This window comes from Micromonospora sp. NPDC049903, assembly GCF_044460945.1.
GTDB lineage: Bacteria > Actinomycetota > Actinomycetes > Mycobacteriales > Micromonosporaceae > Micromonospora.
In genome coordinates this window covers 92,536-116,804 of record NZ_JBITKL010000010.1, presented here as the reverse complement: position 1 = coordinate 116,804, position 24,269 = coordinate 92,536, and the positions used below count along the sequence as shown (strand labels likewise).

Sequence of the window (24,269 nt, the reverse complement as noted above, 5' to 3'; positions counted from 1 at the left end):
CGAGGTGAGAACCAGGCATGTCCACATCCACCCCACCACCCCGACGCCGCGGCCTGTGGCGTCTCTTCGCGCGTACCTCCTGGCCCGAGGCCCGGTTCCTGGGCGAGGTGCTGCGCACCGAGACCGTCGGCGGAGCGCTCCTGCTCGTCGGCGCGGTGATCGCCCTGGTCTGGGCGAACTCCCCCTGGTCCGACGGGTACTCCGCGCTCGGCGCCTGGGTGCCGTGGCCCGGCGGCGCTCCCCTGCACCTCGATCTGGACCTGGCGACCTGGGCCGCCGACGGCCTGCTGGCGGTCTTCTTCTTCGTGGTCGGGCTGGAACTGAAGCGGGAGTTCGTCGCCGGTGGGCTGCGCGACCCGCGCCGCGCCGCGCTGCCGGTGGTCGCCGCCGTGGGCGGGATGGTGGCCCCCGCTTTGATCTACGTCGGGGTGAACCTCGCGGCCGGTGGCGAGGGGCTGCGCGGCTGGGCCGTGCCGACCGCCACCGACATCGCCTTCGCGCTGGCCGTGCTGGCGGTGATCGGGGCGTACCTGCCGCAGGGGCTGCGGGCCTTCCTGCTCACCCTCGCCGTGGTGGACGACCTGCTCGCGATCACCGTCATCGCGGTCTTCTACACCGACCACTTCGATCCGGTGCCGCTGCTCGGCGCCGTGGTGCCGATCGCGCTGTTCGGCCTGCTGGTGCAGCGCCGGCACACCTGGTGGTGGGCGCTCGGCCCGCTCGCGCTGCTGGCCTGGACGCTGGTGCACTCCTCCGGCGTGCACGCCACGGTGGCCGGCGTCGCGCTCGGCTTCACCGTGCCGGTGCTGGCCGGGCGCGGGCGCGACGGCCGCCACCGGCCCGGCCTCGCCGCCCACCTGGAACACCGCTGGCGGCCGATCTCGGCCGGGATCGCCGTGCCGGTCTTCGCGTTCTTCGCCGCCGGGGTGTCGCTGCGCGGCGCCGACCTGGGTGCAGTCGTCACCGATCCGATCGTCGTCGGCATCGTGCTCGGGCTGGTGGTCGGCAAGTGCGTCGGCGTCCTCGGCGCCACCTTCCTGCTGGCCCGGTTCACCCGGGCCCGGCTGGCCGAGGACATCACCTGGCCGGACCTGCTCGGCGTGTCGCTGCTGGCGGGCATCGGGTTCACCGTGTCGCTGCTGATCGGCGAGCTGGCCTTCGGCGCGGCCGGTACAGCCGGGGACAACGTCACGGTGGCGGTACTCGGCGGTTCGCTGATCTCGGCGCTCTGCGCCACCCTGGTGCTGGCCCCCCGCAACCGCAGGTACCGGGCGATCGCCCGCAAGGAGCGGGTGGACGCCGACCGGGACGGCGTACCCGACGTCTACCAGCGGCCCGCCGACTGAGCAGGACCGCGCGCCGTCAGCCTCCGGACGCCCGGCCGACCCGTTCGGCCGGGCGTGCCGACCAGCGGAAGTTCTCCGTCAACGCGCTGCTGAGGATCCGCCGCAGCAGCACGATCACGACGGCGGCGGCGAGTTCCCGCCAGGTCTGCTCCCCGGTCAGCCGCAGCAGACCGGCGGCGACGAGCATGTCCAGCAGTACCCGCAGCGCCGTCGACCGGGACCCGGTGGTGACCAGCACGACCCCGGCACCGAGTACGCCGAGCGCCGCGACGACCGTCGCCAACGCCTGGATCACGAGGCCCGCCCCGGCCGACCGACCTGCTCCTGCTCGTGCTCGATCTCCCGGCCGAGCACGTGGTTCAGCACGGTCCGGATGGCGGCGATCGCGGCCAGCTGGCCGATCTGGGTGAAGGTCGGCGACAGCGCGGTCCGCAGGATGTCCGCCGCCAACTGGAACTCCAGCCCGAGCACCAGGAACCGGCCGAGGGTCAGCCGGATCCGGGTGAACACGGTGGCGTCGCGGTAGCGGATCCCGTCGACCACGAACCGCAGCGCGGCCCAGGCCGCCCCGATGACGATCACCGCCGCGCCGACCAGCTCCACCCCGATCACCAGCGTGTGGTGACCGCGCTCCAGGAGCACGTCGACGTTCACGCGGGCGACTACCCGGCGAGGCTCCGGGTAGTCGCCCGCCGGATCAGGTCAGCTCCGCGACCGCCTCCACGAGCAGCCAGATGCCGCTGATCGCGAACAGGGCGGCGGCACCGTACTTGATGGTCCGCTCCGGCAGCTTGCGGCCGAGCAGCCGGCCGACGACGATGGCGAGCGCGTCGGCGGCGACCATGCCGATGGTCGAGCCGATCCAGGTGCCGAACCAGCCGTACTGGGTGGCCAACGTGATCGTGGCGAGCATGGTCTTGTCGCCCAGCTCGGCGAGGAAGAACGCGACACCGACGGCGAAGACGGCCGACTTGCCGCCCTTGGCCGCCTTGCGCTTCTCCTCCTCGGTGAGCGTGTCCCCGCGCAGGGTCCAGAGGCCGAAGCCGATGAAGGCCAGACCCGCCAGGAGCGAGATCCAGCCGGTGGGCAGGGCGGCACCCAGCCCGACACCGATCGCCACCGAGGCCAGGTGCACCACGGCGGTGGCGACGGTGATACCGATCAGGATCGGCACAGTGCGGTATCTGGTGGCGAATGCCAGGGCCATGAGCTGGGACTTGTCTCCCAGCTCGGCAACGAAGATCACGCCGAAGCTGACCGCCAGCGCGACGAGGAACCCCTCCATGACGTCCTTCCGGGTCAGGCCGGGAGGAGGATACGGGGTGCCCTCGACCCGGCTGTTAAGCCTGGGTCGAAGGTCTCGCCCGCCCCGTCATGACGAGGCCGCGTGGCCGGATGCGGAACGCACCAGTATGTCGACCACGGCGTTGCGGGCTACTCCCCTTCGCTGCGGCACAGCCTAGCCGATCGTCGGCCGGCCAGGCCGCCGGGTGACCCGACACACCCCCGTCAATCCGCTTGCCGGCCTCTCAGTCGGCGCGGGCCAGGGTCACGCCGAACAGGTCGTCGGGGTCGGTCCAGAAGCGCTCGGCGTGGAACCCGGCCGAGGCAAGCTCCCCGGCGATCCCCTCCGGGCGGAACTTCGCCGACACCTCGGTCCGCAGTTCCTCCCCCTCGGCGAAGGCGACGTCCAGGTCGAGTACGCGTACCCGGACCGGCCGCTGCGCCCGCAGCCGCATCTCGATCCACTCCCGCTCCGGGTCCCAGAGCGCGACGTGGGCGAAGTCCGCCGGGTCGAAGTCGGCGTCCAGCTCGCGGTTGAGCACCCGCAGCACGTTGCGGTTGAACTCCGCGGTCACCCCCGCCGCATCGTCGTACGCGGGCACGATCACCGCCGGGTCCTTCACCAGGTCGGTACCGACCAGCAGCCAGTCCCCCACCTCCAGCGCGGCCCGCATCCGGGTGAGGAACTCGGCCCGCTCGGCCGGCAGCAGGTTGCCGATGGTGCCGCCGAGGAAGATCACCAGTCGCCGGCCACCGGCGGGCAGCCGGTCCAGGTGCCGGGTGAAGTCGCCGACGATGCCGCGTACCCGCAGCCCGGGGTAGTCGGCGGCGAGCGCGGCGGTGGACGTGGCGAGCGCGCTGGCCGACACGTCCAGGGGCACGAACGTGCCCAGACCTCGTCGCCGAGTGAAGGCGTCCAGCAGCAGCCGGGTCTTCTCCGACGACCCCGACCCGAGCTCGATGAGCGTCTTCGCGCCGGTCAGCTCCGCGATCTCGGTCGCGTGCGCGGCCAGCACCGCGCGTTCGGCCCGGGTCGGGTAGTACTCCGGCAGCCGGGTGATCTCCTCGAAGAGTTCACTGCCCCGCGCATCGTAGAACCACTTCGGCGGCAGCCACTTCGGCTCGGCGGTCAGCCCGACCCGGACGTCGTGCCGAAGGCTGCGGCCGATGTCCCGGTCGTCGAGGTGGATCTCCAGCGGCTCGGTGCTCATCCGTCTTCCCTTCCGTCGGGCGGTCGGTGGTGGTTCTCGGGCCGGGGCAGAGGGCGCAGGTGCATCCCGGTGGCGGAGGCGGTGACGAGGTGGTCGTCCGGCACCTCCCGCCAGGCCGGGTCGTCGTCGTGCGGTTCCGAGGACAGCAGCACCGAGTCCGGCGTGGTGCGGACCGACAGGGCGTGCCCGGCCACGCTGGCGACCACCGTCGCGCCGTCGGTGAGCAGCAGGTTCAGCCGCGACCCCGGGGCCGCCGCGGCGACCGAGGTGACCGTCTCGGCGACCGCCTGCTCGGGCGGCAGGCCGGCGCGCAGCCGATGCCGGACCAGCGCCCACAGCAGCGCCGAGTCGGTGGTGGCGTCGAGGGTGAGCAGGTCGCGGACGGGCAGGGTGGCGGCCAGCGGCACCACCGTGTCCGGCCAGCCACGCACCACACCGTTGTGGCTGAACAGCCACCGGCCCTCGGCGAAGGGCGCGGCGGCGGCATCCACCACCGCCATCCCGACCGTGGCCGAGCGCACCGCGGCCAGCACCGCGCCGGTCGAGGTGGCCGCCGCCAGGTCGGCGATGGTCGGGTCGCTCCAGATCGGCTGCGCCCGCCGGTACCGCACCGGGTCGCCGCCGGTCGGCGGGTACCAGCCGACACCGAACCCGTCCGCGTTGATCGTCCCGCCGCCCCGCATGTCGCGGGGCGCCCAGGACTGGCGGACCAGCGAGTGCAGCGGGTCGAACAGCAGCTCCCGCAGGGTCAGCGGCGGCCCGAGGTAGGCCAGGTGGCGGCACATCAGGCCACCCGGGGCACGACCGTCACCGGTCGGCCTCCTCGGGTCGGGCGTCGCGGGCGCAGCGGAAGCCGCTGAAGATCTGCCGACGGATCGGGTAGTCCCAGTTGCGGAAGGTGCCCCGACAGGCGGCCCGGTCGGTGCCGAACGACCCGCCGCGCAGCACCTGGTAGTCGTCGCCGAAGAAGACCTCGGAGTACTCCCGGTAAGGGAAGGCGGCGAAGCCGGGATAGCCGCGCAACGGCGTCGACACCCACTCCCACACGTCGCCGACGAGCTGGTGCACGCCGAGCGGCGACGCCCCGGCCGGGTACGCGCCGACCGGCGCCGGCCAGAGGTGTCGCTGGCCCAGGTTGGCGTGGACCGAGGTGGGGTCGTCGTCGCCCCACGGGTAACGGCGGGACCGACCGGTGGCCGGGTCCCACCGGGCCGCCTTCTCCCACTCCGCCTCGGTGGGCAGCCGCTTCCCGGCCCAGGCGGCGTACGCCCGCGCCTCGTGGAAGCAGACGTGCACCACCGGCTCGTCGTCGCGGACCCGGTCCCACCGGCCGAACCGCTGGTACGCCCAACCGTCGCCGTCACGCCGCCAGTGCATCGGCGCGCCCAGTCCGGCCTCCTGCCGGTGCCGCCAGCCCGCCTCGCTCCACCAGCGCGGGTCGTCGTACCCGCCGTCGGCGATGAACTCGCGGTACGCCCCGTTGGTCACCGGGGCGGAGTCGATGACGTACGCGGGCAGCTCCACCCGGTGGGCCGGACGTTCGTTGTCCAGCGCCCACGGGTCGGTGTCGGTGCCCATGGTGAACGGGCCGGCCGGCACCAGCACCTCCCCGGCCACCCGGGCGGCCGGTTCCGGCGGCGGCGGCGCGTGCAGCACCACGGGACCGGAGCGCAGTTGGTGGGTGGCGAGCATCGTCTCGTCGTGCTGCTGCTCGTGCTGCACGATCATCCCGAACGCGAACCCGTCGGTGACCAGTCGGCGCTCCTCGAAGGAGACGCTGTCGAGCAGGTCGTACACCTTCTCGCGGACGGTCGACACGTACGCCCGGGCCTCGGTCGGCGGCAGCAACGGCAGCGACGGGCGGTCCTTGCGGGGCTGCTTGAAGGCGTCGTAGAGCTCGTCGATGTCGCACCGGACCGGTTCGCGTCCGCCGACGTCCCGGACCAGCCAGAGTTCCTCCTGGTTGCCGATGTGGGCGAAATCCCAGACCAGCGGGGACATCAGCGGCGAGTGCTGGCGGGTCAGGTCGCCGTCGTCGACCGCCTCGGTCAGCCCGACGGTGCGGGCCCGGGTGCGGTCCAGCTCCGAGGCGATCCGAGCGCGCAGATCCTCCGCGCCGAGGCCGGTGGTGATGTCGGTCATCGCTGCCTCCTCCGGGCGGCGTCACGCCGTCGTCGTATTCCCTGGTCGATCTCGTCGTGCAGGGCACCCGGCAGGTCGAGCCGGGGCAACGCCGTCAGGGCCAGGTCGAGCAGGCCCACGGCGACGGTGGCCAGGCACGGGTCGTGCAGTCCGTGCCGGGCGGCGATGAGCCAGCGGTCGGCCACCGGGGCGGCCAGCGCCATCGCGGCCTCGGCGGTGTCGGTGGCGCCGAGCAGGGCGGCGAGCACCGCCAGCGGCAGCGTCCAGTCGCGCCCGGGCTGGGCGTCGAAGTACCGCAGTTCCAGGTAGCCACGGGGCCGTACCGGCGGGAACAGCGTGCTGACGTGGTATTCCAGGTCGTCGGTGGTGGGCGGGCGGGACAACGCCCCGTCGACCCAGTCCGCGAACGTCACGTCCGGCGGCGGGGTCCAGTCGCCGCTGTCGTCCCGTACGCAGAGCAGCGGGGCTGCCAGCGCGTACCGGACCCAGGCAGCGACCGGGTCGACGCCGGCCACGTCGGGCGTCCAGACCGGCGCGGTGCGGGCCGGGTCGATGCGCGCCCAGGCGCCCATCCGGGCCGACGCCCAGCCGGTGTTCCGGCCGGCGTGCCGGTCGGCGGTGGCGAAGGCGGCCAGCAGCGGTGGCCCGACCGCGTGCACCAGCGCCCAGCGGACGGCGACCTGCTCGGGCCGCCCCGCGTCGAGACAGACCTGCAGGCCGGCGGTGCTGTACATCATCGTCCGGCCGTCCGGTCCGTGCCGGTCGAAGACCCGGCGCATGGCCCGGTAGCGGGGTGTGTCGATCACCGGTCGCGGTGGCCGGTACGCGTCGATGCCGGCACGGCCGAGGCGCAGGCCGGCGGCGTCGAGCAGGCGGGTGACCTGGTCGATGTCGGACTGGGTGGCGTCGATCAGAGCGGTGACGGAGGCTTGCGGCGGGGTGGAGATCTCCACCTGCCCGCCGGGCTCGACGGTCACCGTGCCACCCCGCAGCAGTCTGCGGGCGGGGCTGGTCCGATCCAACGTGATGGGGCTGTAGGGCCCCAGTGCCGCTCTCAGCCGGGCGGCGTCGACGGGACGTGTGGGGTCGACGGCCTCGTGGACCGTCCATTCGAGCTCGACGCCGGTGTAGGTCGGTGGGCCGGTCTTGAAGCAGATCCGGGCGAGATGTCGGGCGGCTGCGGCACGGTCCCGCAGCACGGGGATGTGATCGACGTCCGGTGAGGTGACCACGCAACGGCTCCCTTGTCCGATGCCGGCTCGGTAATCGTCACCGTAACGCGTCGCAGTGACATCTTCACGCTGTCGGCGCTTCCGTCGAACCGAATTCACGTTCCCGTCGCAATCGGTGCGCGGGTCGCCGGTGGCCCCCGCCGCTATCCGGTGGCGGGCGTGTCGTCCGGGTCGGTGCCGTGCTTGGCCAGCCAGTCCGGGTCGACCTCGGCGAGCAGCGCCCGGCAGTACGCCGCCACGTTCTCGGCACCGCCGGCCGCGTCCCGCAGGTCGGCGAAACCGGGGCTGTCCATCGCCTTCTCCCGCTGCCGCTCGGACTTCGACAGGTACGACCGGCAGTGGCCGGTGTGGCCGGAGTCGAGCGGTCCGCCGTACGCCGACGCCTCGGGGGTGCCCGTCTCGGACGGGCTGGGCGAGCCGGTGGGCGACACGGTGGGCGACGGCGACACGGAGGCGGACGTACTCCCGGTCGGGTCGGCGGTGGTGTCCGGCCGGGTCTCGGACGGGGTCGGGGTGGCAGGCGCGGAGGTCTCGGCGGGGGCGGAGGTGGCCGGGGGCACCGGCGGCGGCTCCGGGCGGTCGAGGTTGACCGCGGCGAGGGCGGCCCCGGCGGTGGCGGTCGCCGCGACACCGGCGATCCAGGCCACCGCACCGGCGGTGAAGCGACGGCGACGCGGCCGGACCGACGGCGAGGTGACCGGCGCAGCCCCCTGCCGGGCGGCACGGAACGCGGCGAGAGCGGCCTGTTCCCCGGCGAGTTCGTGGTCGCGCGGCGGGGCGGCGGCGGCCCGCAGCAGCCCGGCGAGCGGGTCGTCCGGCCCGGACGCCGAGGGTGGGGCGGCGGTGTCGAGCAACCGGTCGTGCGCGGCCCGGGAGACGGCCGTACCCGACCGACGCCACCTCATCCACAGTCCTCTCACGTCAGCCGTCCACCGGCTCGGCGTGCGGCGCCTGCGCGGGGCCGGTACGCGGACGCGGCGGGACGTCGCCCTGGACGGCCTGCCGGTCCAGCATCAGCGCCAACCGCCGCAGTCCCCGGTGCGCGGCGGTACGGACCGCTCCGGCGCGGCGGCCCAGCACGCGTCCGGCGGTCGCGGCGTCGAGCCCGACGACCGCCCGCAGCAGGACCGCCTCGGCCTCGCGGGGTGGCAGGCTGGCGATCATGGCGAGGGCGGCCTCCGTGCCGATGGTCTCCCCGGCGCGTTCGGCGGTGTCGGCGTCACCGGCCAACTCGCTGAGTTCCTGCACCGGCACCGGGAGTGCCGGTCGACGGCGCTGCCGCCGCAGGTGGTCCATGGCCCGGTTGCGGGCGATGGTGACGACCCAGGCACGGAACTCTCCACCCGTGAAGTTGGGCAGGTCGCGGGCGACCTGCAACCACGTCTCCGAGGCGACGTCCTCGGCGTCCGCGCCGACCAGCGCGGTCAGGTACCGCAACAGCCCCGGCTGCAGGCTGCGATAGAGGAAGCGGAAGGCTTCCTCGTCCCCACTCTTGGCCGCCTCGACCGCCTGGTTCAGTTCACCGGTCATGGCACTGCCGCTTCCGTCCACCGGTTCTCTCGCGGGACGTGGGCCGGGCGGACGATCCGGTGCCGGCCCGGTCCACGACCCGGACCTCTTCCCGCACCCCGCCCCCGTGACCTGTTCGCCTACGGACCGCCATGGCCCGGAAGCGGATTTTTCCCGACAGCGTCGCGATCCACAACCACACCGGCGGAACTTTCACGAGCTCTCCGGATCGGGCTGACGTTAGAGCGTCCGCCCAGGTCGGACAAGCTGCTGGAGGCCGGTCGACACAGTGACAATTCTCAACCGGCCCGGGCGGTGTTTCGCCGTAACGAACCGCGGTCCGCCGACGCTACCTTCGGCGGGCCCGGCCGCCTGACCTCGACGGGTCGGCGGGCCATCCACACGCCGTGACTCACGGTACACGTCACATCACGACACGCCCCGTGTCGAACACGGTCGGCGGTAAGATGCGTCGCCATGCCGGCGCGCCTCTCGGCCCCCTAGTGGGTACGGTGGTGCCGTGTTGTCTTCGGAGGTCGTACTCAGCGGTCGGTACCGCCTGGACGAACGCGTCGCCACCGGCGGCATGGGTGACGTCTGGCGCGCGTCCGACCTGATCCTCGGCCGGCAGGTCGCGGTGAAGGTGCTGCTGCCCTCGCTGGTCTCCGACCCCGACTTCATCGCCCGCTTCCGCGCCGAGGCCCGGATCATGGCGGCGCTGCGCCACCCCGGCATCGTCCAGGTCTACGACTGCGGCGAGGACGACCTGCCCGACGGCGGCCGGGCCGACTACCTGGTCATGGAGTACGTCACCGGCCAGCCGCTGTCCAAGCGGATCGAGGCCGAGGGTCGCCTGGACGTGAGTCTGGCGATGTCGGTGGTGGCGCAGGCGGCGCAGGCGCTGCACGCCGCACACCTCGGCGGCATCGTGCACCGCGACGTGAAGCCGAGCAACCTGCTGGTGCAGGAGGACGGCACGGTCGTCCTGGTCGACTTCGGGGTGGCCCGGTCCGCCAACGTGACCAGCATCACCAGCACCAACGCGGTGCCCGGCACCGCGCTCTACATGGCGCCCGAACAGGCCGCCGGACGCCCGGTCTCCGGCGCGACCGACCTGTACGCGCTGGGCGCCGTCGCCTACTGCTGCCTGACCGGCAGCCCGCCGTTCACCGGGGACAACCCGCTCCAGGTCGCCGTCCGGCACCTCGACGACCCGCCGCCGGACCTGCCGCCCGACATCCCGGAGGCGGTACGCGTCCTGGTCGCTCGCGCGCTCGCCAAGGACCCGGCCGACCGGTTCAGCAGCGGCGCGGCGATGGCCGAGGCGGCACGGGCCGCGGTCTCCGACGGGTCACTGCCGACCGCGCTGGTCCCGGCTGCCGCCGGGGCACTGCGCGAAGCCGGCCCGGACACCCGCACGGACGTCCCGGCGGGCGGTGCCGCCCCGGCCGGTCGGCGTCGACGCGGCGCACTGGTCGGCGCGCTCACCGCCGTGCTGGTCGGCTTCGTGGCCCTCGGTGCCGCGCTCGGCGCGACCAGCGAGGCCGACACCCCGGCGGTGAAGTTGCCGACCAGTTCGCCGAGCCCCGACGCCACCGGGCCCGCCGAGACGTCGGCGAGCACCGAGGAGAGCAGCCCCGCCCGGGTTCCGCCGCTGCGCCCGGCCGGTTCCACGGCCAGCCCGACCGAGTCGCCGTCGGCGCAGCCGAGCAGCCCGCAGCCCAGCGAGCCGAGCGGGTCCGCGTCGCCGACGCCCAGCGCGACCAGCCCCGAGCCGACCACGCCCAGCCCCACGCCGTCGCAGACGCCCGGCAGCACGCCGACCACCACCACGGCACCGCCGCCGGTCGACCCGCCGGACAACGGCGAGGCGAGCTGAGTCCCACCAGCCCCTATATCACCGAAACGGACGTACGGGGTCACACTCCGCTCTAGGCTCCTGACCAGCAGGTATTTTCTACCGGTCAGGAGCTCGGGTGAGCCTGGAGAAGTTGGTCGTCATCGGGCAGGGGTACGTCGGCCTGCCGCTGGCCATGCGCGCCGTCGAAGCCGGCCTGGACGTGGTGGGTCTCGACGTCGACACCGACCGGGTCAAGCGGCTCGCCTCGGGTGAGTCGTTCGTGGCGGACATCCCCGCCGACCGACTCGGCCGGGCCCTGTCCAGCGGCCGGTACCGGCCCAGCAGCGAGTACGCCGACGCGCAGGACTTCGACATCTGCGTCATCACGGTGCCGACCCCGCTGCGCGACGGCACCCCGGACCTGAGCTACGTGGAGCAGGCCGGCGCCGGCATCGCGCCGTACCTGCGGCCCGGCTGCACGGTGATCCTGGAGTCCACCACGTACCCGGGCACCACCGAGGAGCTGCTGCGCCCGCTGCTGGAGTCGGTCAGCGGGCTGCGCAGCCCCGGCGACTACCACCTCGGGTACAGCCCGGAACGGATCGACCCGGGCAACCCGAGCTGGCGGCTGGAGAACACCCCGAAGGTGGTCTCCGGGGTCGACGAGGTGTCCCTGGCCCGGGTCGACGAGTTCTACCGGCGGCTGGTGGAGCGGACCGTGCCGGTCGACTCGACCCGGGTGGCCGAGTTGACCAAGCTGATCGAGAACACCTTCCGCCAGGTCAACATCGCCCTGGTCAACGAGCTGACGATGCTGTCGCACCAGCTCGACATCGACGTCTGGCAGGCCATCGACGCGGCCGAGACCAAGCCGTTCGGTTTCATGCCGTTCCGGCCCGGCCCCGGCGTCGGCGGGCACTGCCTGCCGATCGACCCGTGCTATCTGTCCTGGCAGGTCAAGCGACGCCTGGGCCGGCAGTTCCGGTTCATCGAGCTGGCCAACGACATCAACCACGAGATGCCCGAGCACGTGGCGCAGCGGGTGATGGCGGGGCTGAACCGCTCCGGCCGGGCGGTCAGCGGCGCGCGGCTGCTGCTGCTCGGGCTGGCGTACAAGCGCAACACCGGCGACATGCGCGACTCCCCGGCGGTGGACGTGGCCCGCCGGCTGCGGGACCTCGGTGCCGAGGTCCGCGCGGTGGAGCCGTACGCCGAGGCGCACCACCTGCCCGACGGGGTGCTGATCGTGGACCTGACCGAACGCGAGCTGCGCGAGGCCGACGGTGTGGTGGTGGTGACCGACCACGACGCGTTCGACTACGACCTGGTGGCCCGGCAGTCCCGCTACGTCTTCGACACCCGCAACCGCTGCACCGGCCCCACCGTCGAACGCCTCTGACAGCCCGCACACCATCGTGGCGGTCTAGCTGTTCCCGCGTCGGCGTGTCGAGCAGCCACACTGCCACGATCAGCGGTCGGGGTTTGACAGTCACTGGTCGGCGAGCGCCTCGACGACCGGCCGGGACAGCGCGCGCCGCGCCGGCAGCACCGACGCCAGCAGCGCGGCCAGCACCGCGACGGCCAGCACCCCGCCGAGCCGTGCCCAGGGCACGACCAGGGTGAACTCCCCGGCGAGCCGGGCCAGCAGCGCCATCGCCCCGGCGGTGACGCCGGTGCCGAGCGCGACTCCGAGCACCGCGCCGACCAGCGCGGTGAGGACCGCCTCGACGGCCAGCATGGCGCGCATCCGCCCACCGGTCAGCCCGACGGCACGCAGCACCGCGTTCTCCCGGGTCCGTTCCACCACCGACAGGCTCAACGTGTTCGCCACCCCGACCAGGGCGATCACCACCGCCAGCCCGAGCAGCGCGACCACGAACGCGAGCAGCATGTCCACCGTGGAGGTGAGCATCCGCTTGTAGGCCGCCTGATCGAGCAGGTTGACCGTCGGGTAGTCGACCAGTACCGCCTCGATGGCGGCGCGTGCCGTACCGGCCGGGACGCCCTGGGCCGGGTCGACCTCGGCCTGGAAGCCGCGCTCGCCGGGGAAGAGCCGGGTGTGGTCGGCGTCGACCAGACCCACCGCGTGTCCGGGTGGCACCGTCGCCCCGGTGCCGCCGGAGGCCAGTCCGTCGACCACCGCCGCCACTTCGAACGGCTGGGACCGCAGGGTCACCCGGTCCCCCGCCGACCAGCCGCGTCGCTGGGCCAGCTCGCGGTCCACCAGGATCCGTCCCGGACCGAGCCGGTCGAGCTGCCCGGTCACCACCTGCTCGATCCGGTCGCCGACCAGTGCCGGGTGGACCGTCCGGTACTCGACGTCGTCGGCGGTCCGGGTCCGTGCCTCGTGCACCACGCCCAGCTCCGGCCGGGCGGCCAACGCGCCGGTCAGCCCGGCGGGCAGGTCCACACCGATGCCGGTGACCAGGAAGTCCACCCCGACCTCGGCGTCCACGGTCCGTTCGATGGCCATCTTGGTGCTCTGCGCACCGACCAGGAACGACGAGACCAGACCGATGCCGATCACCAGCGCGGTGGCGGTCGCGGCCACCCGTCGGGGGTTGCGCACCGCGTTGGCCACGGCCAACGCGCCGGTGACGCCGAGGACCCGCCGCACCGGTGCCCCGAACAGGCGGACCAGCGCCGGCACCAGCACCGGGCCGAACAGCACGATGCCGAGGAAGCTCAGCACCCCGCCCAGGGCGACCAGCACGACCTGTCCGGCGGAGGCCGCACCGGCCAGGGCGGCGATCCCGGCGACGAGGACCACCGCGCCACCTGCCAGCCGCACCCGGCCGGCGGGACGGGTGACCTGCACGGCGGCGTCGGTGAGGGCCGCCACCGGGGCGACCCGGGTGCCCTGCCAGGCCGGTACGCACGCGGCGGCGACGGTGAGCGCGGTGCCGGCGAACAGGCAGCCCAGCACGGTGCCGACGGTGACGGTCAGCTCACCGCTCAGCGGCATGTCCAGTCGGGACACCAGGGCGGTCAGCGCGGCGGCGAGTCCGGCCCCGACCAGGACGCCGAGCGCCGAGGCGGCCAGTCCCACCACCGCCGACTCCAGCACGGCGGCCCGGAACACCTGCCCCCGGGTGGCCCCGACCAGGCGCAGCAGCGCGGTCCGGCGGGTGCGCTGGGCCAGCACGATGGTGAAGGTGTTGCCGATGACGAAGGCCGCGACCACCACCGCCACCCCGGCGAAGGTGAGCAGCACCAGGTGGAACTGGTCCACGTCGCGGACCGCGTCGGCGACGGCGGCCTCCAGGATCTCCGCGCGGGTCCGCACGGTGGTGCCCGCCCCGGCGACGTCGGCGAGCCGGGCGGCCAGCTCGGTCCCGGTGATCCCGGACTCGGCCGCGACCATGATCCGCCCGTACCCGGACCAGCCGGTGACGGCGAGCGCGTCGGCGCCGACCAGCCCGACGAACGGCCCGCCGATGTCGCGCGGGGTGTCGGCCACGTCGACCACGCCGACCAGCGTGTACGGCTGGGCCGCCCCGGCGGCGCCGCCGACGCGTACCGTGCCGCCGAGGCGGAACGACTGGTCGTCGACGGTCCGCCGGTCGAGCACCACCTCGCCGGCCCGGGCGGGCAGCCGCCCGGACACCACGTCGTAGGACTGGAGCACCGGATCGGTCGGCACGGCGGCGAGGACGCCGAAGCCGAGCACCGGTCGCCCGTCCGCGCCGACCACTCCGGCGGTGTCGGTCAGTTCGCCCTCGGCGGCGCGGACCCCGTCGACCGCGCGGACCCGTTCGACAAGCGCCGGGTCGATCGGCTCCCGGTCGGCGTAGATCCCGGCGTCGGTGTGCCGGTCGAAGGTGCCGGCCCGGTCGTACGCGCCGGCCCGCATCCCGTCGACGAAGATCAGCGTGCCGGCGATGAAGGCCACGCCGAGCACCACGGCGAGGGTGGACATCACCATCCGTGCCGCCTCGGCGCGTAGCGAGCGAAGTGTCAGCCGGAGCACGGTCACCGCCCCCGGGTCGACGCGCCGGCCACAGCGGCGGACGGGTCCAGCCCGGCGAGCACGTCGAGGACCAGCTCGGCAGTGGGCTCGGTCAGGTCCCGGACCGGGCACCCGTCGGCGAGGAAGACCACCCGGTCGGCGTACCCGGCGGCGACCGGGTCGTGGGTCACCATCACCACCGTCTGACCGAGGTTGTCGACCGCCGCGCGCAGCAGCCGCAGCACCTCGGCCCCGGCCCGGGAGTCCAGGTTGCCGGTCGGCTCGTCGGCGAAGATCACCCACGGTTTGGTGATCAGTGCCCGGGCCACCGCGACGCGCTGCTGCTGGCCGCCGGAGAGTTCGGCCGGCCGGTGCCGGAGCCGGTCGGTCAGCCCGACGGCGGCGACCACCTGACGCAGCCAGGCCGGGTCGGCCCGGCGACCGGCGATGTCCAGCGGCAGCGTGATGTTCTCCGCCGCGCTGAGCGCGGGCAGCAGGTTGAACTTCTGGAACACGAAGCCGACCCGGTCCCGGCGCAGCAGGGTGAGCCGCCGGTCGTCCAGGCGGCCCAGCTCGGCGTCGCCGACGCACACCGTGCCCGCGGTGGGCCGGTCCAGACCGGCCAGGCAGTGCATCAGCGTCGACTTGCCGGAGCCGGACGGTCCCATGACGGCGGTGAACCGGCCGGCGGCGACGTCGAGGTCGACCCGGTCGAGCGCGACGACGGCGGCCGGGCCGGTGCCGTACCGCTTGGACAGGCCCCGGGCAGTAACGGCGACACCGGCGACAGCGTGGGCGGGCGGTGCGAGGGACACGTGCGACTCCCGTGCAAAGGACGGACCAGGACGCCTCCGACGCTAGGAAGGACACCGGCCGGTCGAGATCAACCCACGCGCTCGACCTCGGTACGCCGCAGGTCGTCCCGGACCGGGCGGACCCGTACGCCTCAGGTCGTACGCCGGTTCTCCGCGCCCGGGGTGACCAGGCCGCTCTCGTACGCCAGCACCACGGCCTGCACCCGGTCGCGCACTTCGAGCTTGGCCAGGATCCGCCCGACGTGGGTCTTCACCGTCGCCTCGGCGACGTGCACCCGGCCGGCGATCTCGGCGTTGGCCAGGCCCTGCGCGACCAGCAGCAGGATCTCCCGTTCCCGCTCGGTCAGCCGGGTCAGCCGGGGGTCCTCGGTCGGGCCGGTGCCGAGCTGCTCGGCGAACCGGTCCAGCAGGCGTCGGGTGATCGACGGGGCCACCACCGAGTCGCCCTGGGCGACCACCCGGATCGCGGCGAGCAACTCCTCGGGCGGCACGTTCTTGAGCAGGAATCCGCTGGCACCGGCGCGCAGCGCGGCGAAGGCGTCGGCCTCGGTGTCGAACGTGGTCAGCACCAGCACCCGGGGACCGTCGGAGGGCTGGTCGGCGCAGAGCCGTCGGGTGGCCTCCACCCCGTCCATGGTCGGCATCCGGACGTCCATCACCACCACGTCGGCCTCGACGCGGGTGAGCAGCCGCAGGGCGTCGGCACCGTCGATCGCCTCGCCGACCACCTCCAGGTCGGGCTGGGAGTCGAGCACCATCCGGAAGCCGGCCCGGACCAGTGCCTGGTCGTCCACGATCACCACCCGGACCGTCATGCCGTGACCACCTCCGTCCCGGGGGACGAGGGTAGCGGCAGTCGCGCCCGCAGCAGCCATCCCCCGCCCGGGCGGGGGCCGGCGGTGAGGCTGCCGTCGTACACCGAGACCCGCTCGCGCATGCCGACCAGGCCGTGACCGCCGGGCGGTGCCGGGGTGGTCGGGATGCGGCCCCGCCCGTCGTCGAGGACCTCGAGCACGACGGCGTCGGCGCGGTGCGCCAGGTCGACCTCGGCGGTGGCACCGACCCCGGCGTGCTTGAGCGTGTTGGTCAACGCCTCCTGCACCAGCCGGTAGACGGTCAGCTCCAGCGCGGGCGGCAGTGCCCCGGAGTCGCCGGTGACGGTGTGGCGCACCCGGAGTCCGGCGGCGCGGAACCGGTCCAGCAGGGCGGGCAGCTCGGCGACGGAGGGACGCCGATGCGTCGGCTCGGCGGGTTCCGGTGCCGGGTCGGGTCCGGCCGTCGGCTCCGGCGGGCTCGGTTCACGCAGGACGCCCACCAGCCGCCGCATGTCGGCCAACGCCTGTCGGCCGGTGTCCGCGACGATCCGGACCGCCTCCCGGGCCGCCTGCGGGTCCTTGTCGAGCACGTACCGGGCGCCGTCCGCCTGCACGATCATGACCGCCATGCCGTGCGCCACCACGTCGTGCAGCTCGCGGGCGATCCGGGTGCGTTCCTCGGCCACCGCTGCCCGCGACTGCGCCTCGCGCTCCCGTTCCAGGGTGGCCGCCCGCTCCTCCAGGCTGAGCACGTACAACCGGCGGGTCCGCACGTTCAGCGCGGCCAGCCAGACCGCGCCCACCACCAGCCCGTAGAAGACAGCGGTGAAGGGCCAGGCGACCTGGGACGGCGTCCGTGCCGCGGCGAACACCACCCCGACGGCGGCGACGACCCCGGCCAGCACCCCGTCGCGTAGCCGGTCGGCGTACTTGACCATGCTGTAGAGGGCGATCAGCACCGCCACGTCGTACGGCAGGGGCGCCCAGTCGAGGGCGACCTGGACGTACGCCAGCGCCGCCACGACCACCGTCACGCCGACCGGCCGGCCCCGCCGCCACAGCAGCGCCACCGCCATGCCCAGCCCGAGGACGGTGCCCGGCCAGCCGGCGGCGCTACCGGCGGTGGACGCCAGCGCGAGCAGCGCCACCAGGCCGGAGACCGCCACGTCGAAGGCGACCCCGCGCAGCGGGCGACCCAGGACCGTCGCTCTCATCGTCGCCCAGCCTACGGGTGACGCGGGGTCGTCCCGGTGCTGGTCAGGGAGTGAGGTCGCGCATCCGGACGATCTCCACGCCCTGCTCGGTGGCGACCGAGGTGGCGAACTCCGACATGCGTTGGTCGAGGCCGACCTTGAGCAGGTCGGTCGCCATCACCACGGCGCCCTCGTGGTGTTCGGTCATCATCCGCAGGAAGAGCCGGTCGAAGTCGACGCCCCGGGCGGCGGCGAGCCGGCCCATCGCCTCGGGCGACTGCATGCCCTTCATCGTGGCGTGGTCGTGCCCGGACACCTCGGTGGAGAGGTGGCGCTCGGCCAGCCAGGCTCGCAGCACGCCGATCTCGGGGCGCTGGCCGGCGCGGATCCGGTCGGCCAGGGCGCGTACCCGGGGGTCGGCGGCCCGGTCCGGGGCGAGCGCGGACATCTCCAGCGCCTGCTCGTGGTGCGGGATCATCATGCGCGCGAACCAGGCGTCCAGGGTGTTGAACCGCGGTGGCGAGTCGTCGCGCACCTCGGTGCCGGGCCGCTCGACGGCCGGTTCGCCGGGACGTCCGGGCACGATCACCAGTGGCGCGTCCGGATCCGGCGACGGACCGACCGACGACGATGCCTCGGCGGCGGCGGGCGCCGGCCCGGGTGGCGCGGACTCGTCGCCGTCACGCAACGCGAACGCCGACACCGCGAGTACCACCACGACCGATGTGACGACAGCCAGCATGCGTCCACGTCGGACGGTCATGCGACACCCCCTCAGGGTCGAGGTCGCAGCGATCGTATCCATTCACGATGTTTGCTAGATGTGAGCCAGGTCACATCGATGAGTGTCGTCGCGGAGTTATGGTACGGCCCATCGCCACTCGCCTCTCGAAGGGCATCGCCGATGGTCGGATCGACCCCGCCGCGGGGGCGGCAGCTACGCGTCGTCAGCGTGGCCGCCACCGGGCTCCTCCTCGCCAGCATCGCCGTCGCCTCACCCGGCAACGCGCAGACGGTCACGCGGACGGCCACCGAGTCCGCCGCCGTCGAGGCACCCCTGCGTGTCGACGAGATCTCCCACAGCCCCAACCTCACACAGATCGCCAACCTGCCCAAGCAGGCCCCGTTCGACACCACGGCGGCGCTCGGCACCGACATCGCCTTCCAGGGCAAGTACGCCTTCGTCGGCAACTACGACGGCTTCGTCATCTATGACGTCGCCAAGCCGAGCAAGCCGAAGATCGTGTCGCAGGTGCTCTGCCCGGGCGCGCAGAACGACATCTCCATCTATGGTGACCTGCTCTTCCTGTCGACCGACGCGTCCCGCAGCGACGACTCGTGCAGCAGCGTCTCCCAGCCCGCCACGATCAAGGAGTCGTGGGAGGGCATCAAGATCTTCGACGTCAGGGACAAGAAGAAGCCGCGCTACCTCAAGGCGGTCGAGACCGCCTGCGGCTCGCACACCCACACGCTGGTGCCCGCGAAGGACAAGAAGTCGGTCTACCTGTACGTCTCCTCGTACAGCCCGCAGGCCACCTTCCCCGACTGCCAGCCGCCGCACGACTCGATCAGCATCGTCAAGGTCCCGCTGAAGAAGCCGACCGACGCGGCCGTGGTCGCCACGCCGAACCTCTTCCCGGACGGCGGCTACGAGGGCCGGACGGGCGGATCGGCGACCAGCGGCTGCCACGACATCACCGCCTACCCGGAGAAGGACCTCGCCGCGGGGGCGTGCATGGGTGACGGCGTGCTGCTGGACATCAGCAAGCGGGAGGCCCCGCGCGTGCTGCACACGGTGCGCGACACGGTCAACTTCGCGTTCTGGCACTCGGCCACCTTCAACAACCGCGGCACCAAGGTCGTCTTCACCGACGAGCTCGGCGGCGGTGGCGGAGCCACCTGCAACGAGGAGATCGGCCCGAACCGGGGCGCCAACGCGATCTACGACCTCACCGGCCGGGGCGACAACCGCAAGCTGGAGTTCCGCAGCTACTTCAAGATTCCGCGCACCAACGGCGACACCGAGAACTGCGTGGCACACAACGGCTCGCTGATCCCGGTCCTCGGCAAGGACATCATGGTCCAGGCGTGGTACCAGGGCGGCATCTCGGTGTGGGACTTCACCGACTCCCGCAAGCCCAAGGAGATCGGCTTCTGGGAGCGGGGCCCGCTCTCGGACAGCCAGCTGGTCGTCGGCGGCTCCTGGTCGGCCTACTACTACAACGGGCACATCTACTCCTCCGACATCCAGAAGGGGCTGGACGTGCTCGAACTCAACGACTGGCGGACGTGGTCGGCCAAGCTGGTCCACTACCGCGAGTTCAACGTCCAGACCCAGCCCAGCTACCTGAGCTGGTAGCACCACCCGCGCCCACCGGGCCCGGTCCCCTGCTCGGGGGCCGGGCCCGGTCACGTGTACGGGGCCGGAAGCGGTCAGACGCACCCCGCGTCGTGTTTTGCCCCGTCCGTCCCGGGTACCTCGTCCGGCACGTTCCGTCACGCAGTTAAGGGGTGCAGCAATGGCGCGGACCGAGTACCACGTGGTGCCGAACGGCGGCGGCTGGAAGGTCGAGCAGGGCGGGACCGTCGTCGGCACGTACGACACGAAGCAGCACGCGGTCGACGCGGGGCGGAAGGTGGCGCACGGCAACGAGCCGAGCCAGCTCGTGGTGCACACCGCCGACGGTCAGATCGAGACCGAGTACACCTACCAGGACGACCCGTACCCGCCCGCCGGCTGACCGCGATCCCCCCGGCGGCCTGCCGACCGCACCGATCCCGGTGCCGCCGGCAGGCCGCCGTCGTGTCTGCGCCACGATCCCGGCGGGCCGCCGCCGCGCTCCGCAAATCTCCGGCTCGCCGCCGACGCGTCCGGGACGGCACCCGCCCGCGCCACCGTCGCACGACCCGGCGGTACCGGTCGTCACCTCGCCCGGCACCCGAGCGGATGAGGCCGCCCGGCCGTGCGAAGATGCGCCGTGACCTCCCCAGAGGCCGTTCCGGCCGGACCCGGCCGACGCCGGCCGCACCCGCTCGACGTGATCGCCGTCGGGCTGGCCGTCCTGGGTGCCGCGTGCGTGGCGACCGGTCTGCTGCCCCGCGCCGACGCCGCCGACACCCTCGCCCGGGTCCTGCCGCTGCTGGTCTTCCTCGGCACCGTGGTGGTCCTCGCCGAACTGACCGCCGCCGCCGGTGTCTTCGACGTGCTCGCCACCCGGCTGGCGGTCGCCGCCCGGGGCCGCTGGCCGCTCCTGTTCGCGCTCTGCGTCGGCTTCGCCGCGCTCACCACCGTCGTACTCAACCTGGACACCACGGCGGTGCTGCTCACGCCGGTGATGCTCGCGCTGGCGGTCACCCTGCGCACGGCGGTGGCCCCGCTGGCGGTCACCACGGTCTGGCTGGCGAACACGGCGAGCCTGCTGCTGCCGGTCTCCAACCTGACCAACCTGCTGGCCGCCGACCGGATCGGACTCGACCCGCTGGCGTACGCGAGCGTCATGTGGCTGCCCCAACTGGCCGTGCTCGCGGTCACCACGGTCCTGCTCTGGTACTTCTGGTGGCGACGCGACCGCCCCGTCGACGGCCGCTTCCCGCCACCGCCGGTGCACCGGCCCGCCGACCCGGTGCTCTACCGCACCGCGCTCGTCGCCTGCCTGCTCTTCGTCGGCGCGATCGTGGCCGGCGCACCGGTCGGCCTGGCCTCGGCCGTCGCCGCCGGCCTGCTGCTGATCGTCTTCGCCTTCCGCTCCCCCGGCACGCTGCGCCCCGCCCTGCTGCCCTGGCGGCTGCTGCTCTTCGTCACCGGCCTGTTCCTGGTGATCCAGACCATCGGCGCGTTCGGTCTGAACGACCTCGTCGCCCGCCTCGCCGGTGACGACGGCGGGGTGCCCGGCCTGCTGCGCGCGGGCGGCACCGGCGCGCTGCTGTCCAACCTGGTCAACAACCTGCCCGCCTACCTGGCCGGCGAGGCGGTGCTGCCGGCCGGCGACCGGCAACGCCTGCTCGCCCTGCTGATCGGCACCAACATCGGCCCGCTGGCGCTGCCGTGGGCGTCCCTGGCCACCCTGCTCTGGCTGGAGCGCTGCCGGGCCGCCCGGGTACGGGTGCCGGTGGCCCGCTTCCTCGCCACCAGCGCCGCCGTCGCGACCCTCGGCACCCTCGCCGCCGTCAGCGCCCTCCTGCTCACCACCTGACCCGCCCGCGCCCCATACGACGAGGCAGGCTCAGCCGGGCAGGGGTGCCTCGTCGCCCCGGGTACGGCGTGGGGTGACCAGCCGGCGGACCACCGGAGTGGCGTTCCAGCGGGCCGCGCCCACCAGGTCACGGGCATGCTCCAGGACGGTGTAGTCCGGTCGGGTCCGGCCGGCGGCGATCGCCGCGTCCAGGTCGTTGCCGCAGCGCGTCAGCACGCTGTCGAAGTCACGCCGGACCGGTTCCAGCAGGTCGTAGCCGAACGAGCGGTGCAGGCGGGCGAAGAGCGGCTTGTACAGCCGGGCCCGCTCGTGCAGGCCCGAGGAGTACGACATCGGGTTCTTGGGACGGCGCCGGATGTAGTCCGGCAGCAGGTCGGCGAAGGCCCGGCGGACGATCCACTTCTCCTGGCCGTCGCGCATCTTGAGGTCGAGCGGCAGCCGCATGGCCAACTCGACCAGGGCCAGGTCCAGGAAGGGCACCCGGGCCTCCACGCCGAAGCCCATGCTGGTCCGGTCGACCCGCTGCAACTCGGTACGACACAGGTTGCGGATCTTGTGAAGGAACAGCCGACGGGACGCCGCCGGGCCGACCTCGTGGTACATCGGGTAGCCGCCGAACAGTTCGTCGGAGCCGTCCCCGGTGAGCACCACCTTCACGCCCAACTCGCGTAGCCGACGGAAGATCGGCACCGAGACCACCGCGTTGATGATGTCGCCGTACTCGGTCAGCTCGGAGATCCGGATCGCCTCGCGCACGTCGGCGAGGCGGATGTCGCGCGGACGCAACTCGACCACCTCGTGCGGCACCCCGAGCTCCTTGGCCAACCGCCGGGCGTACGCCAGGTCGGGGCTGCCCGGCGCACCGACGGTGACCGCGACGCAGTCCGGGTGCGCCTGTGCCGTGTGCAGCAGCGCCAGCGAGCTGTCCAGCCCGCCGGAGAGCACCACGCCCACCGTGAGGTCGGTGTCCAGGCGTACCCGGATGCTGTCGGTGAGGGTGTCCCGGACGAGCAGGGCGGCCTCGTCCGGGTCGGTCACCGGCGGCAGGTCGGCGGCGAGGGAGAGCAGGTCCACGTACGGGCGGAGCCGGACCCGGTGGTCCCCGTCGACCCAGCCGTGGTGCCCCGGCGGCACCTCGGTCACCGGCGCCCGTGCCGGGACCAGCGCCTTGACCTCGCTGGCCACGTGCAGACACCCCGGTACGCGGGACCAGTACAACGGTTTCACGCCGAGCGGGTCCCGCACCAGGTACACCCGGCCGGTGGCCCGTTCCACGACGGCGAAGGCGTACTCGCCGCGCAGCCGGGTCACCATCTCCTCACCCCAGCGCTCGAAGGCGGCGAGCACCACCTCGGTGTCGCTGGCGCTGGTGAAGCGGTGGCCCAGAGCCGTCAGCTCGGCGCGCAACTCGTGGTGGTTGAAGACCTCGCCGTTGTAGCAGAGCAGCCACCGCTCGTCGGCGGAGAGCCAGGGCTGGACCGCGCGGTCCCGGTCCACCACGCGTAGCCGCCGGGTGCCGGCGAGCAGACCGCTCTCGGACCGTGTCTCGGTCACCTCACCGCGCGGGACCAGCGCGGCGAGCATCCGTCGGAAGATCGCCGGGTCGGCCTCCGGACCGACGCTCAGCGCGATGCCGCACATCGTCAGATCCCCATCTCTGCCTCGTACGCGCGACGCAGTCGCCGCGTCGCCGAGGGCGCGAGGCAGATGTGCCAGGCCTGCCCCTCGTCGATCACGTTGAGTTCGCCGGCACGCTGCCGGTCCAGCAGGATCCCGGCCAGCGTGTCCCGCGCGCCGAAGCGCTCGTACCAGGCCATCTCCACGTCCACCGCCCACCCCAGGCAGTGCCCGCTCGGCACCATCGCGGCGTACCCGAGACGGCGCAGCCGGTACTGGTGCTCGGCGCTGCGGACCAGACTGGTCACCCAGAGCGGCGGAGTGCCGACCGTGGTGGCCGCGGTGAACTCCCGGCCGATGTCGTTGAGCAGCGCGACCACCTCCCGCCGGGCCCGGCGGAACAGCAACCCGGCGGTACGCGGGGTGGCGTCCGGCAGTACCCGACGCCGCACCGCGCGTACGCCCCGGCCGAGCACCGTGCGGGGCTGTTCGGTGTAGCGGAACCGCAGCAGGCCCCGGCGACGCAGCCACTCCAGGTCGACGAGTTGGGCGCTGTGGTGAACCTCGGCGTCGGTGACGAAGGTGGACGCGTCGCGCCACCACATCACGTCGATGCGCGACAGCAGATAGATCCGCACCAGCGCGGCCAGGTCGCCCGCGGAGCTGCGGGCGTTCGGCTGGTACCGGGCCATCTCCAGCAGCAGGGTCTCCCGCGCGCCGATCAAACCCTGCGGGGTGTCGTCGAGCACCGCGGCGATGGCCGGCTCCCGCAGCCGCTGGTCGATCAGCACCTGACGGGCCTTGGTGCTGCTCGCCGACGCGAGCGCGCCCACCTCGACCAGCAGTTCACCCACGGCCTCCCGGTAGGCGTCCAGGTCCGGCCCGTCCGTCCGCCGTGGGCGCGCCGGGACCCGGGGACGCCGACGGGTCGGCGAGGGAGGACCGGACTGGTGTCCCGGGCTTCGGCTCGGCACTCGCATGGTGGGTCCCCTCTCCCGTCGTGCGGTGATCGCCTGTAGCAGACGGTAATCACGCCGATCGGGATGGGTACGAACAATCCTCCGTTCTCCCCCGAAGGGGACCAGGCCGGGCGAGACCGCGTGGACCAGCGGCAGTGTCACCG

Annotated in this window: 22 protein-coding genes; 6 read left to right on the top strand and 16 right to left on the bottom strand. The window is 73.3% G+C overall.

What is annotated here, in order from left to right; all coding sequences use genetic code 11:
- Window positions 1-17: 17 nt before the first annotated feature.
- A complete protein-coding gene (nhaA, locus tag ACIBO1_RS17750; protein ID WP_396747556.1) occupies window positions 18-1,346 on the top strand; it encodes a Na+/H+ antiporter NhaA in 1,329 nt (442 codons plus the stop codon).
- 16 nt (window positions 1,347-1,362) lie between these two features.
- On the opposite strand, the gene ACIBO1_RS17745 is transcribed toward nhaA, so the two are convergent.
- The 9 genes from ACIBO1_RS17745 to ACIBO1_RS17705 all read right to left on the bottom strand — a co-directional run bounded on the left by ACIBO1_RS17745 (window position 1,363) and on the right by ACIBO1_RS17705 (window position 8,745).
- Window positions 1,363-1,641, bottom strand: coding sequence for a hypothetical protein (locus ACIBO1_RS17745; protein ID WP_396747554.1), 279 nt, complete (start codon window positions 1,639-1,641; stop codon window positions 1,363-1,365).
- Window positions 1,638-2,000 (bottom strand): DUF1622 domain-containing protein, encoded by a 363-nt coding sequence (locus ACIBO1_RS17740; protein ID WP_396747551.1) that lies wholly within the window; start codon window positions 1,998-2,000, stop codon window positions 1,638-1,640. Before ACIBO1_RS17740 ends, ACIBO1_RS17745 begins: the two co-directional genes overlap by 4 nt.
- Before the next feature lie 43 nt (window positions 2,001-2,043).
- Window positions 2,044-2,631, bottom strand: a complete 588-nt coding sequence (locus ACIBO1_RS17735) for a TMEM165/GDT1 family protein (RefSeq protein ID WP_350697298.1) — start codon at window positions 2,629-2,631, stop codon at window positions 2,044-2,046.
- Window positions 2,632-2,875: 244 nt separating this feature from the next.
- Window positions 2,876-3,841 carry an L-histidine N(alpha)-methyltransferase gene (gene egtD / locus ACIBO1_RS17730; protein ID WP_396747548.1) on the bottom strand — a complete coding sequence of 322 codons (966 nt, stop codon included), beginning with the start codon at window positions 3,839-3,841 and terminating at the stop codon, window positions 2,876-2,878.
- Window positions 3,838-4,626: an ergothioneine biosynthesis protein EgtC gene (gene egtC / locus ACIBO1_RS17725; protein WP_396747545.1), complete on the bottom strand. Its 789-nt coding sequence runs from the start codon at window positions 4,624-4,626 to the stop codon at window positions 3,838-3,840. The genes egtD and egtC overlap by 4 nt, the downstream gene beginning before the upstream one ends.
- A 22-nt stretch (window positions 4,627-4,648) precedes the next feature.
- Window positions 4,649-5,983, bottom strand: coding sequence for an ergothioneine biosynthesis protein EgtB (gene egtB, locus ACIBO1_RS17720; RefSeq protein ID WP_396747543.1), 1,335 nt, complete (start codon window positions 5,981-5,983; stop codon window positions 4,649-4,651).
- A complete protein-coding gene (egtA, locus tag ACIBO1_RS17715; RefSeq protein ID WP_396747540.1) occupies window positions 5,980-7,215 on the bottom strand; it encodes an ergothioneine biosynthesis glutamate--cysteine ligase EgtA in 1,236 nt (411 codons plus the stop codon). The genes egtB and egtA overlap by 4 nt, the downstream gene beginning before the upstream one ends.
- A gap of 143 nt (window positions 7,216-7,358) precedes the next feature.
- A complete protein-coding gene (locus tag ACIBO1_RS17710; RefSeq protein ID WP_396747537.1) occupies window positions 7,359-8,120 on the bottom strand; it encodes a hypothetical protein in 762 nt (253 codons plus the stop codon).
- 16 nt (window positions 8,121-8,136) lie between these two features.
- Entirely contained in the window at window positions 8,137-8,745 is a 609-nt protein-coding gene (locus tag ACIBO1_RS17705) for an RNA polymerase sigma factor (protein ID WP_396747534.1), read from the bottom strand.
- 499 nt (window positions 8,746-9,244) lie between these two features.
- On the opposite strand from ACIBO1_RS17705, the gene ACIBO1_RS17700 reads away from it, so the two are divergent.
- Both ACIBO1_RS17700 and ACIBO1_RS17695 read left to right on the top strand, forming a co-directional pair.
- Entirely contained in the window at window positions 9,245-10,603 is a 1,359-nt protein-coding gene (locus ACIBO1_RS17700) for a protein kinase (protein ID WP_396747531.1), read from the top strand.
- Between the two features lie 97 nt (window positions 10,604-10,700).
- Window positions 10,701-11,963 carry a nucleotide sugar dehydrogenase gene (locus tag ACIBO1_RS17695; RefSeq protein WP_396747528.1) on the top strand — a complete coding sequence of 421 codons (1,263 nt, stop codon included), beginning with the start codon at window positions 10,701-10,703 and terminating at the stop codon, window positions 11,961-11,963.
- 90 nt (window positions 11,964-12,053) lie between these two features.
- Here ACIBO1_RS17695 and ACIBO1_RS17690 read toward each other — a convergent pair whose 3' ends face one another.
- The 5 genes from ACIBO1_RS17690 to ACIBO1_RS17670 form a co-directional block, all read right to left on the bottom strand.
- On the bottom strand, window positions 12,054-14,540 hold the full coding sequence (locus tag ACIBO1_RS17690; protein WP_396747525.1) for an ABC transporter permease: 2,487 nt from the start codon (window positions 14,538-14,540) through the stop codon (window positions 12,054-12,056).
- On the bottom strand, window positions 14,537-15,328 hold the full coding sequence (locus tag ACIBO1_RS17685) for an ABC transporter ATP-binding protein (protein ID WP_396747522.1): 792 nt from the start codon (window positions 15,326-15,328) through the stop codon (window positions 14,537-14,539). Before ACIBO1_RS17685 ends, ACIBO1_RS17690 begins: the two co-directional genes overlap by 4 nt.
- 131 nt (window positions 15,329-15,459) lie before the next feature.
- Window positions 15,460-16,143, bottom strand: coding sequence for a response regulator (locus tag ACIBO1_RS17680; RefSeq protein WP_396747519.1), 684 nt, complete (start codon window positions 16,141-16,143; stop codon window positions 15,460-15,462).
- Entirely contained in the window at window positions 16,140-17,357 is a 1,218-nt protein-coding gene (locus ACIBO1_RS17675; protein ID WP_396747516.1) for a sensor histidine kinase, read from the bottom strand. The genes ACIBO1_RS17680 and ACIBO1_RS17675 overlap by 4 nt, the downstream gene beginning before the upstream one ends.
- Before the next feature lie 43 nt (window positions 17,358-17,400).
- The gene (locus tag ACIBO1_RS17670; RefSeq protein WP_396747513.1) at window positions 17,401-18,099 is read right to left on the bottom strand and encodes a DUF305 domain-containing protein; all 699 of its coding nucleotides are present in this window, start codon (window positions 18,097-18,099) and stop codon (window positions 17,401-17,403) included.
- A 141-nt stretch (window positions 18,100-18,240) separates the two neighbouring features.
- On the opposite strand from ACIBO1_RS17670, the gene ACIBO1_RS17665 reads away from it, so the two are divergent.
- The 3 genes from ACIBO1_RS17665 to ACIBO1_RS17655 all read left to right on the top strand — a co-directional run bounded on the left by ACIBO1_RS17665 (window position 18,241) and on the right by ACIBO1_RS17655 (window position 21,529).
- On the top strand, window positions 18,241-19,695 hold the full coding sequence (locus ACIBO1_RS17665; protein ID WP_396747510.1) for an LVIVD repeat-containing protein: 1,455 nt from the start codon (window positions 18,241-18,243) through the stop codon (window positions 19,693-19,695).
- Between the two features lie 160 nt (window positions 19,696-19,855).
- Entirely contained in the window at window positions 19,856-20,077 is a 222-nt protein-coding gene (locus ACIBO1_RS17660) for a DUF2188 domain-containing protein (RefSeq protein ID WP_396747508.1), read from the top strand.
- 237 nt (window positions 20,078-20,314) lie between these two features.
- Window positions 20,315-21,529, top strand: a complete 1,215-nt coding sequence (locus ACIBO1_RS17655) for an SLC13 family permease (RefSeq protein ID WP_396747505.1) — start codon at window positions 20,315-20,317, stop codon at window positions 21,527-21,529.
- Window positions 21,530-21,559: 30 nt separating this feature from the next.
- Here ACIBO1_RS17655 and ACIBO1_RS17650 read toward each other — a convergent pair whose 3' ends face one another.
- On the bottom strand, window positions 21,560-23,170 hold the full coding sequence (locus ACIBO1_RS17650) for an asparagine synthetase B family protein (protein WP_396747502.1): 1,611 nt from the start codon (window positions 23,168-23,170) through the stop codon (window positions 21,560-21,562).
- Window positions 23,171-23,172: 2 nt separating this feature from the next.
- A complete protein-coding gene (locus ACIBO1_RS17645) occupies window positions 23,173-24,126 on the bottom strand; it encodes a DUF5715 family protein (RefSeq protein WP_396747499.1) in 954 nt (317 codons plus the stop codon).
- Between the last annotated feature and the right edge of the window lie 143 nt (window positions 24,127-24,269).